We start from the raw sequence: 8678 nt of genomic DNA, 5'->3' as shown, positions 1-8678 counted from the left end.
TTTCCTAAACCTTGTGTCGGAGGTTCGAATCCTCCCGGGGCCGCCGTGTGGTTCCTCCGGGCCGGCGACGATACCCCGCCGCCAACACCCCGGCGACAACACCCCCGCTCGCGGTCTCGGCGCCCGCTCGGCAGCCGACCGCGGACCCGTCATCGGGTGGTCTCGGCCACGGAGGCGCGGCCCGGAACATCGGCAACCTACTCCGCTGCAGCTCGCCACGCAGACCACCCGATCCCGACGAGGGCGACGCCCGTGGGGATCGCCGCGAGGCGGTCGAGAGACTCGGGAAGGACGGCCACGGCAGCCGTACTGGTCGTGGCGACCGCGAGCAGCGCGCTCGCCCAGCGCGCCACCAACCCGGCGCGGAACAGGGCGATACCGAAGGCGAGGCCGCCCAAGAGGTACCCGACCCCGGACACGGCGAGGAGCAGCTGGATCCCGCCGATGTCCGTCCCGGGCTGTCCCCCGGTTGCCGCGAGCAAGACGCCCTGCACGTACGCGGGCGACGTCGCCGCGATGGCGGGCAGCACCAGGGCCGCAATCGTCTGGACGCACAGCATGGCCAGGTAACCCGCGCCGAAGACCAACGCGCCGACCCGACCCAGGACGCCGAGGCGGCGGCCATGCCACACCGTCAGTGTCGCAACCCCGGCCAGGGACAGGGCTGCCATGACGACCTTGGCGCTCTCCCGAGCCACGAACTCGCGCGTCCCGACGAGCTCGATCGTCAAGGGCGGGTGGCCGATCTGGACGGCGACGAAGAGGAGGCCGGCCGCGGCGAGGCTGCAGCCGGCAACGCGTGCGAAGGGATTCAGGGTCGATGTCATGAGGGGGCACTCCAAGTCGTGAACGCCCCGCCACCCGGGGCACCGGCAGGACAGTAGGTCGCAGGGCTGCCGACTCACATCACATGATGATGTGACACCGGAGGTGATCCGGCTGCTCAGAGCAGGCCGCGATCCTGCGCGTGGCTGACGGCCGCCCGGCGGGTGCGCACCCCCAACTTGGAGTAGATGCTCTTGGTGTGGCTCCGCAGCGTGTTGATGGAGACGAACAGCTGGGCGGCGATCTCCGGACCGCTCGAGTCGTTGCTGGCCACCGGGCAGCCCCGACACCACGTCGCAGACGGGCCCCGACAGGCGATCGAGGACGGACGTCGACAACAGGAAGGCGCGGTCGTCCGCGGATTGGGCGTCGAGCACCTCCTCCACCAAGTAGTCGAAGACGAACCGACGCGTTCCGCTGAAGGCGCGGATGAATGCGTCCAGGCTCTGAGCGCCCGCGCGCCGGTGCGCCAGGGCTGCGGCACCGGCCAGCTGCAGGCCCGCAGCCCAGCCTTCGGTCTTGGCCACCAACGCCTCGACCTGATCGCTGGTCAGCGTGAGCTCGAGGACCGACCGGAAGAAGTCGTCCGCCTCGGACGCGTCGAAGCGAAGCTCGGCGCCCCGCACTTCCACCAACTCACCTCGCGCCCGGAGCCGGGCCACGGCAAGAGGCGGCTCGACGCGGCTCGTGGCGGCCACGACCACATGCGGAGGGAGGTGATCGAGCACGAGGTTCAGGACGCCGGCGGCGCCAGCGGCCCGGTGCAGGTCGTCCAGCGCCAGCACGGTCAACCCGTCAGCGTTGTCGAGGTCCTCGATGAGCGACACCACGCCGTCCTCCGGATCGGCACGACCGCCGGCGACGAGGGCACGCGCCTCCCCGCCCAAGCTCCCGTCGGCCGCGTTTTGACGGCGTCGGCGAGATCGGACACGAACTGAGCGGGGTCTGCGTCGGACTCATCGAGCCCCTCCCAGGCCACCCGCGCCCTTGGTCGCCGTGCGTCGCGCTGATCCTGAACCAGGCCGGCGACCCACTGCCTGAGCAGCGTGGTCTTTCCCGATCCCGGTGCAGCCGACAGGAGAACCAGCCGCGGCCGATCGGCTCCGGTCAGGGGGTTCTCCAAGCGCGGACGTGCCACGAGCGCTCGACGCGGGGCGGGGACCCGCAATCTGCCCGGAACTGGCACGACCTCACGGTAGCCCCCATGATGGCAGCGTGGACATCGAGATCACGGGCGAGCTCGTCGAGTGGCGCGGCCCGGCGCCGTACCACTTCGTCCGCTTCCCCGACGACGCGGCGGAGGCCGTAGCGGCGGCGTCCAGCCTGTTGACCTACGGCTGGGGCTGCATCCCCGCGCGGGCAACGTGCGGCGGTATCTCTTGGACGACGTCGCTGTTCCCCAAGGACGGCGGCTACCTCCTTCCCGTCAAGGACGCCGCTCGGAAGCCGCTGGGTGCCGAGGTGGGCGACGTGCTCACGGTCCGGCTGAGCCTCGGCCGCGACGCGTAGCATCGCGGCTATGAGCGACACCCCGAAGACCGCCGTCATCACCGGCGCCTCCGACGGCATCGGGGCCGCCGCGGCGCTGGCGCTCGCGGGGCGGGGCTGGCAGGTCGCGGTGGTCGGCCGCCAGTCCGGCAAGGTCCACCGCGTCGCGGACGCCGCCGGCGCAGCCGCCCGCCCGTTCGTGGCCGACTTCGCCGTCCTCGCCGACGTCCGCCGCCTCGCCGGCGAACTCTCGGACGCTTACCCGCACGTCGACATCCTGGCCAACAACGCGGGCGCCCTCCTCGGCGAACGCACGGAAACGGTCGACGGCCACGAGACGTCGTTCCAGGTCAACCACCTGGCCCCGTTCCTGCTCACCAACCTGCTTCGCGATCGGCTCGTCGCCGCGCACGGCGGCGTCGTGAACACGTCGAGCGTCGCCCACCGTAACGGACGCCTCGACCTCGGCGACCCCGGCCTGCGCACCGCTTGGACCCGCTGGAGTTCCTATGGGCTCGCCAAACAGGCCAACATCCTCTTCGCCGCCGAGATCAACCGCCGCTGGGGTGGCGACGGCGTCCGGGGCGTGTCGTTCCACCCGGGCGGGGTCGCCACCGGCTTCGCCGGCGACCTCGCCACCCTCACCGGCCGCTTCTATCGGTCGGCGTTCGGCAAGCGCGTCATGCGCACGCCTGCGCAGGGCGCCGACACCCTCGTCTGGCTGTCCCAGCTCGGCCCGGACGCCTGGGTGCCGGGTGCCTACTACGTGGACCGCAAGCCCGCGAAAGTCGCCTCGCGCAGCGCGGACGCCGAGTTGGCCCGCCGCCTGTGGGACGTCTCGGCCGAGTGGGTCGGCCTCTGAGCGCGCAGGCGGCGTCCGAACACCCCACGGGTCACCAGCAGCAGAACCCGCCATCGACCAGCAGGTCGACGCCCGTCACGAAGGCGATCCGATTTCCTCTGCCTGCTCGCCCGGCCCTCAGGCCTCGGAGACCTCCCGCAGCTGCGCCGGACGCGCCACCTCGAGCCGTCCGGGCTCACTCCACTCCTCGTCGGGCACGTCTTCCTTCACGAGGTAGGCTGCCGCACCCCAGGGCGGCATGGTCACGGCGAAGCCGCCGAGGGCGTCCACGTCGTCCACGCGGCGCCGCGTCGTGAGGTCGACGACCCGCCCGGCAGGGATCTCGTCGGACTGCACCCGCGCCACGATCTTCTCACCCGAGAAGTTGAGCACCGACACCTGCGTGGCCCCCACGTACAGGCGGTTGACGAGCACGAGGAGCGACCGGTGGGACACGTCCGGCACGGCCACGAGTCGGCCGGTCGCGATGCCATGCCGCTTGCGCACCGCCAGCACCTTCGCCAACCTTGAGGCGAACGACGCGGGGTCCTTCAGCTGCTCGGGCAGCGATCCGTACAGCGAGCGCGCCCGTGGCATGCCGGACGCCGACGCCGCGGCGTCCGGAGCCCACCCCATCAGGTCGTAGGCGCCGCGCTCGAGCCAGCGGGTGTCGCCGTCGCGGATGAGGGCCCTCACTTGGCTGCGCTCGACGGGCAGGGCGCCCACGAGGTCCCAGCCGGACAGGGCCAGCACGCCCGGCTGCAAGGCGTTGTAGAAGGTGATGAGCAGATGCATGTCGCGGATGGTGGCCACGTCGGCGTCCGTGATGGCCGACAGGTCGGTGATGCCGAGCGTCGCCGTGATGATGGACGCCGTGGTGCAGGCGATGCCGTTGGTGGTGAACACGGCGTTGTACGGACCGGCGGCGCCGGTGAGCCGGTCGCGCAAACCCTGCCGGATCTCCTCGGCGAGTTCCCGGCCGGTCCACGACCGGCCCGCGTAGGTGTACACGTCGTCGGCGTGCAACGTCTCGAAGTGCACAAGCTCGTAGGTGAGCTCGTCGTGGTTCTGGAGGGCGTGCACCAGCGACGCCTGGTCGACGCCCGCCGCGATCGCCTCGTTGAGCATGAGCCGCAGGAACTCCGTGTCCCCCGTGGCCAGGGCGTACTGGGCGGCCGGGCGGGTGATGAAGTCGTAGCTCAGGTCGGGCCCGACGGCGCCCGTGTTCTTGATGTCGTCGATGGTGAGGTTGAGCTCCTGGAACGTGAAGCCGCCCACCTTGCGCACCATCGACCCGATCAACTGGTTGGCTGCCTGCGACAGCGGGTGTCCTTCGGACCACGCGGGCAGCATGCCGCCCACCGACTTCTCGACGCCCAGGAAGCCGTTGGCGTCGAGCCGCAGCCCGCCCGACCCCAGGTCGAGCAGCGTGTGCAGCGCATCGCCCATCACGAGCCGCATGCCGGCGAACGTGGGGTCGAGCCAGTTGATCGAGGGCTGTCCGTCCTTGAAGTAGTGCAGGTACACCCACCGGCGCGCGACGCCGTCGGTGCCGTACACCGGGCGCGTCGCCGACCAGTTCGTCTCCTTCACTCCCGGCTCGTAGAAGATCACCCGCTGGAGGGCGCCGATGATGTGACCGGCGTCCGCGAGAGCCCGCTCGGCTGCGGGGGTGAGGTTGACCGAATCGTGTCCCTCGGGCACCTCGGGCAGCAGGTGCCACGCCTCCTCGGGGATCGAAACCATGTGGTAGACGCCGGGCCAATCGCGATAGGCCAGCTCCGCGAGCCGGAAGTCGGCGCCCTTGCCGGTGTGGCCAGGGACGATGTCGTCGATGATCGTCCCGCCGCGCGCCGCCGCTGCGGCGCACATGGCCCGGAACTCGTCCTCGGTGCCGAACAAGGGGTCGATGACCATGCTGATGCGGTCGAAATGCCCGTCGACGCTCGGCGTGTGCTCCCAGCCGGAGATGCCACCCGCCAGCTTGACCGGCCCGGTGTGGATCGCCTCGACGCCGATCGCGGCGAAGGCGTCCCAGAGGTCCTCGGCGCCCAGTGCGGCCAGGAACGACTGGCCCTTCGTGGTGACCAGCGACAGCGGGTAGGCGGTGAACCAGACGGACGCCGTGTCGACGGCGTCGCGCGGGTTCGGGGCCGCGTACGGGCTGCTCCACATGGCGGCGTCGCCGGCGAGTTGCCGACCGAGCATCTTGGCATCGCCCAGCATCGACTGGTCGACGAGCCAACTCACGTACGCGGGGTTGCGGCCGTCGGCTGCGAACGGCGGCTCGGGGATCACGGCATCGAGCCGCCGGCGGCGCGCCTTCGGGCGCATCCGGGCGGGCCGGGACTCGTAGCGCTGGGCCTCGTAGCTGAGCTCGGGAAGGACCTCGTCGGGATCGCGGTCGTCGTCGGGAGTCGACATGGGCACCAACGTACCGAATCGGAACGCCGGGCGGCCCCTACCCGGGGGGATGGGTAGGGGCCGCTCTGGTCGAGACTACCCTCTGCCGCGCCGGGGCGGAAAGGGTTGCCACTCCTTGGCGGACTACTCCGCCGTGCCGTTTTCCGCGTCGTGCTTCGCCTGCGCCTCCTCGGCTTGGGCGCGCACCTCGTCGATGTCGAGTTCCTTGACCGCTTCGACGAGCTTCTCGAAGCCCGCGGCGTTCATCGCGCCGGCCTCGCGGAAGACGAGGACACCGCCGCGGAACGCCATGAGGGTCGGGATGGACGAGATCTGCAGCGCCGAGGCGATCTCCATCTGCTTGTCGGTGTCCAGCTTCGCGAAAGCGACGTCGGTGTGCTTCTCTGATGCCGCCTCGAAGACCGGGCCGAACATGCGGCACGGGCCACACCAGGCCGCCCAGAAGTCGATGAAGAGGGTGTCGTTGCCCTCGATGGTGCTGGCGAAGTTCTCGCTCGTCAGCTCGATGGTGGCCATCGTGTTTCCTTCCTGGTTCGGGGACCGCACTGTTCAACCATGATGCCCCAGTGGGTATTCCCGGGCACGATCCGGGATCACACCTCGGCGTCGCGTGTCGCCACCGAATGCTTGAGCGCCACGAACCGCCGCATGGCGAGCGAGATCCGCACGTCCCCGTCGCGGATCGAGCGGTCGACGAGCCAGTCGACCGCTCGCTGCCGCCGCTCGTCGGACGTCGTGGGCAGGTAGAGGGCCTCGATGACCTCGGCGGCCTCCTCGGGCGTCCGGACGACCACGTGGTAGCGCTCGCGGGCGTCCTCGACCTTCCGCAGCCCGGTGCCGACGAGAGCCGGCACGTAGCCGGTGATCTCGGTGTTCCCAGGGAACTTCGGCAGGCTCCCCAGCCGCGACACGATGCCGGCCAAGGTACCCATGTCGCGGGGGTGCACCGGCACGATCGTGGGCGCCATGAACGCGAACATGCCGCCCGGCCGCAACACCCGCCCGACCTCGGCGAACAGAGCCTCGGTGGGCTGGATGACGACCGCGCCCATCATGGACGCCACGGCGTCCACCGAACCGTCGGGCAGGGGCAGGCGGCGGCCGTCGGCGCACACCCACGGCCCGTCTCCCAGCGTGCTCGCCACCCCCAGCTCGGTGGGCGACAGGTTCACCCCGACGACCGTCCGCCCCGGCCGGTCGAGCTCACGGCTGAGCGCCCCGGTGCCACAGGCGAGGTCGACGACGGTGGTCGCCCGGGGCGAAATCGCCCGGGCCAGCCAGCGGTAGGGGGTGTGACCACCCGACAGCGTCCGGAGCAGCACCTTTTCCGTCACCCCGGGGTGGGCGGCGCGGAAGGCCGCCAGGTACGCGGCCCAGTCGACAATGGGTTTGGCCATCAGGGCGTGCGCACGAAGATCATCTGGGTGACGCCTGCGTCCACCGTGACCCGGCCGGACGCCGCGAGCCGCAGCCGATCGCCGGCGAGCTCGGCCGCGACGGCCACGCCCGGCCGGACGCCGGCCTCGGCCAGGGCTGCGATGAGATCCGGATCGGCCTGCAGTTCCTCGGTGAGCCGGGCGATCGCGACCGTGGCCGCGCCCTTGCCACCGAGTGCCTCCGCCAGCAGCACCACGCCCCCCTCGGCGGGCAGGGCGGGCGGGCCGGCGGCGTCCCGGGCGGGAATGGGGTTGCCGTAGGGAGACACGTGCGGGTCGGCCAGCAGGGCGACCAGCCTGTCCTCGACAGCGTCGCTGATGACGTGCTCCCAGCGGCAGGCCTCGTCGTGGACGAGTTCCCAGTCGAGCCCGATGACGTCGGTGAGCAGCACCTCGGCGAGCCGGTGCTTGCGCATGACCGACGTGGCCTTGAGCCGCCCCGCGTCGGTGAGATGGATGCGGCGGTCGTCGCCGACGACGAGAAGCCCGTCGCGCTCCATCCGTTGCACGGTCTGCGACACGGTGGGCCCGCTCTGGGAGAGGCGTTCGGCGATGCGGGCGCGCAGGGGCGGGATGCCCTCTTCCTCCAGCTCGTACACGGTGCGGAGGTACATCTCGGTGGTGTCGATCAGTTCACTCAACGGCGCGCCCCTCCTCCTCGTCGCCCAGCCTACGGCCTCAGCGCTTCAGCAGGACGACGATGGCCGCCAGGGCGGCGACTCCGAGAGCCGCCCCGATGGCCGTGGTGGTGCCCGTCTGGGCGAACGTGCGCGTGTCGGACGGGGTGTTCGAGGTGTTCGTGTCCGTCGCCATGCGGGTCGGCTTGGCCGTGGGCTCGGCGGGGGCCGGCCCGGGGATGGCGGAGGTGCTGAGCCGCTGTTCGGCGTCCATACCCGTGAGAAGGGACGCCTCGTCGGCCGTCTGCGTGACGGCCCTGCCCGTCTCCTCGATGCCGAGGTCGGCCGTGGCGAGCGTCGACCAGTCTTCGGGGTCGAGCACGAACACCTGGGACGCGGTGCGCAGCACGAAACGGCCGTCCACGAGGACGACGCCGTCGGTGACGCCGTCCGGGGCGTCCGCCACGCGTTCGAGGGCCGACTCCGCGCCCGCTGGTGGATCGACCTGCGCGCGATAGACGCCCGCCCCGTCGCCCGTGGTCACCACGTAGAAGCGGTGGTCCTCGTCCACGAGGAGCGCGGCGGCGTCGTGCTTCCCGTCCGGGTAGGCGAGACCGTAGGAGACGGCGTGGTTGATCTCGGTGCCGGGCCACGGCTCCGTGACGCGGTAGACGACGACCGCCGCCCGCGGCCCGCCGATGTCGCCCACGTAGGCCTCGCCGTCGACATAGGCGAGCGCCTGCGCGTTGGTGAGGTTGTCGCGCGAGTTCATCTGCCCCTCGTGCGTGCCGTCCGCCGCGTACGAGTGCAGCACCAACCGGCCGCTGCTCGCGGTGAGCACCCAGTAGCGGTCGCGCGCGTGGTCCGTCGCGAGGCCGAGCGGGGGCTTGCCGCCGTCGAGGGGGAACGCCGCACCGGCCGCATGCGCCGGGGCGGGGCAGATCGCCGGGGCGGCCAGCAGCGCCAGCGCCGCCGCACCCGCAGCGGCGCGAGGGGCTGCGAAGCGTCGAATTCGGGGCACGGGGAGAGCCTACGCCAGCTGAGTGA

The 8678-nt window shown here is 71.4% G+C and carries 10 protein-coding genes; 3 read left to right on the top strand and 7 right to left on the bottom strand.

The window, feature by feature from the left end; all coding sequences use genetic code 11:
- Nucleotides 1-197: 197 nt before the first annotated feature.
- Entirely contained in the window at nucleotides 198-827 is a 630-nt protein-coding gene (locus tag Q1K57_RS15695; RefSeq protein WP_366525334.1) for a hypothetical protein, read from the bottom strand.
- A 116-nt stretch (nucleotides 828-943) separates the two neighbouring features.
- Nucleotides 944-1099, bottom strand: coding sequence for a LuxR C-terminal-related transcriptional regulator (locus Q1K57_RS15690; RefSeq protein WP_366525333.1), 156 nt, complete (start codon nucleotides 1097-1099; stop codon nucleotides 944-946).
- 190 nt (nucleotides 1100-1289) lie between these two features.
- Here Q1K57_RS15690 and Q1K57_RS15685 point away from each other — a divergent pair, with 190 nt between their 5' ends.
- From Q1K57_RS15685 to Q1K57_RS04935, 3 genes are all read left to right on the top strand, one after another.
- Nucleotides 1290-1763: a hypothetical protein gene (locus Q1K57_RS15685; RefSeq protein WP_366525332.1), complete on the top strand. Its 474-nt coding sequence runs from the start codon at nucleotides 1290-1292 to the stop codon at nucleotides 1761-1763.
- 277 nt (nucleotides 1764-2040) lie between these two features.
- Complete coding sequence (locus Q1K57_RS04940; RefSeq protein ID WP_300079624.1) at nucleotides 2041-2334, top strand: DUF1905 domain-containing protein; 294 nt, start codon at nucleotides 2041-2043, stop codon at nucleotides 2332-2334.
- A 10-nt stretch (nucleotides 2335-2344) separates the two neighbouring features.
- Nucleotides 2345-3175 (top strand): SDR family NAD(P)-dependent oxidoreductase, encoded by an 831-nt coding sequence (locus Q1K57_RS04935; RefSeq protein WP_300079622.1) that lies wholly within the window; start codon nucleotides 2345-2347, stop codon nucleotides 3173-3175.
- Between the two features lie 117 nt (nucleotides 3176-3292).
- Here Q1K57_RS04935 and treS read toward each other — a convergent pair whose 3' ends face one another.
- From treS to Q1K57_RS04910, 5 genes are all read right to left on the bottom strand, one after another.
- Nucleotides 3293-5578 (bottom strand): maltose alpha-D-glucosyltransferase, encoded by a 2286-nt coding sequence (gene treS / locus Q1K57_RS04930; protein WP_300079620.1) that lies wholly within the window; start codon nucleotides 5576-5578, stop codon nucleotides 3293-3295.
- Between the two features lie 123 nt (nucleotides 5579-5701).
- Nucleotides 5702-6094, bottom strand: coding sequence for a thioredoxin (gene trxA / locus Q1K57_RS04925; RefSeq protein ID WP_300079618.1), 393 nt, complete (start codon nucleotides 6092-6094; stop codon nucleotides 5702-5704).
- Nucleotides 6095-6171: 77 nt separating this feature from the next.
- The gene (locus Q1K57_RS04920; protein ID WP_300079615.1) at nucleotides 6172-6975 is read right to left on the bottom strand and encodes a class I SAM-dependent methyltransferase; all 804 of its coding nucleotides are present in this window, start codon (nucleotides 6973-6975) and stop codon (nucleotides 6172-6174) included.
- On the bottom strand, nucleotides 6975-7655 hold the full coding sequence (locus Q1K57_RS04915; RefSeq protein ID WP_300079612.1) for a metal-dependent transcriptional regulator: 681 nt from the start codon (nucleotides 7653-7655) through the stop codon (nucleotides 6975-6977). The genes Q1K57_RS04920 and Q1K57_RS04915 overlap by 1 nt, the downstream gene beginning before the upstream one ends.
- Before the next feature lie 37 nt (nucleotides 7656-7692).
- The gene (locus tag Q1K57_RS04910; RefSeq protein WP_300079610.1) at nucleotides 7693-8652 is read right to left on the bottom strand and encodes a hypothetical protein; all 960 of its coding nucleotides are present in this window, start codon (nucleotides 8650-8652) and stop codon (nucleotides 7693-7695) included.
- Nucleotides 8653-8678 lie beyond the last annotated feature (26 nt).

This window comes from Propioniciclava sp. (genome assembly GCF_029977985.1).
Taxonomy (GTDB): domain Bacteria; phylum Actinomycetota; class Actinomycetes; order Propionibacteriales; family Propionibacteriaceae; genus Propioniciclava.
The sequence above is the reverse complement of the archived record's forward strand: the minus strand, read 5'-3'. Positions and strand labels throughout refer to the sequence as shown.

Coding starts and splice junctions, on each gene's coding strand:
- trxA (WP_300079618.1), bottom strand. CDS start 6,094: ATGGCCACCATCGAGCTGACGAGCGAGAACTTCGCCAGCACCATCGAG.
- Q1K57_RS04920 (WP_300079615.1), bottom strand. CDS start 6,975: ATGGCCAAACCCATTGTCGACTGGGCCGCGTACCTGGCGGCCTTCCGC.
- treS (WP_300079620.1), bottom strand. CDS start 5,578: ATGTCGACTCCCGACGACGACCGCGATCCCGACGAGGTCCTTCCCGAG.
- Q1K57_RS15695 (WP_366525334.1), bottom strand. CDS start 827: ATGACATCGACCCTGAATCCCTTCGCACGCGTTGCCGGCTGCAGCCTC.
- Q1K57_RS04935 (WP_300079622.1), top strand. CDS start 2,345: ATGAGCGACACCCCGAAGACCGCCGTCATCACCGGCGCCTCCGACGGC.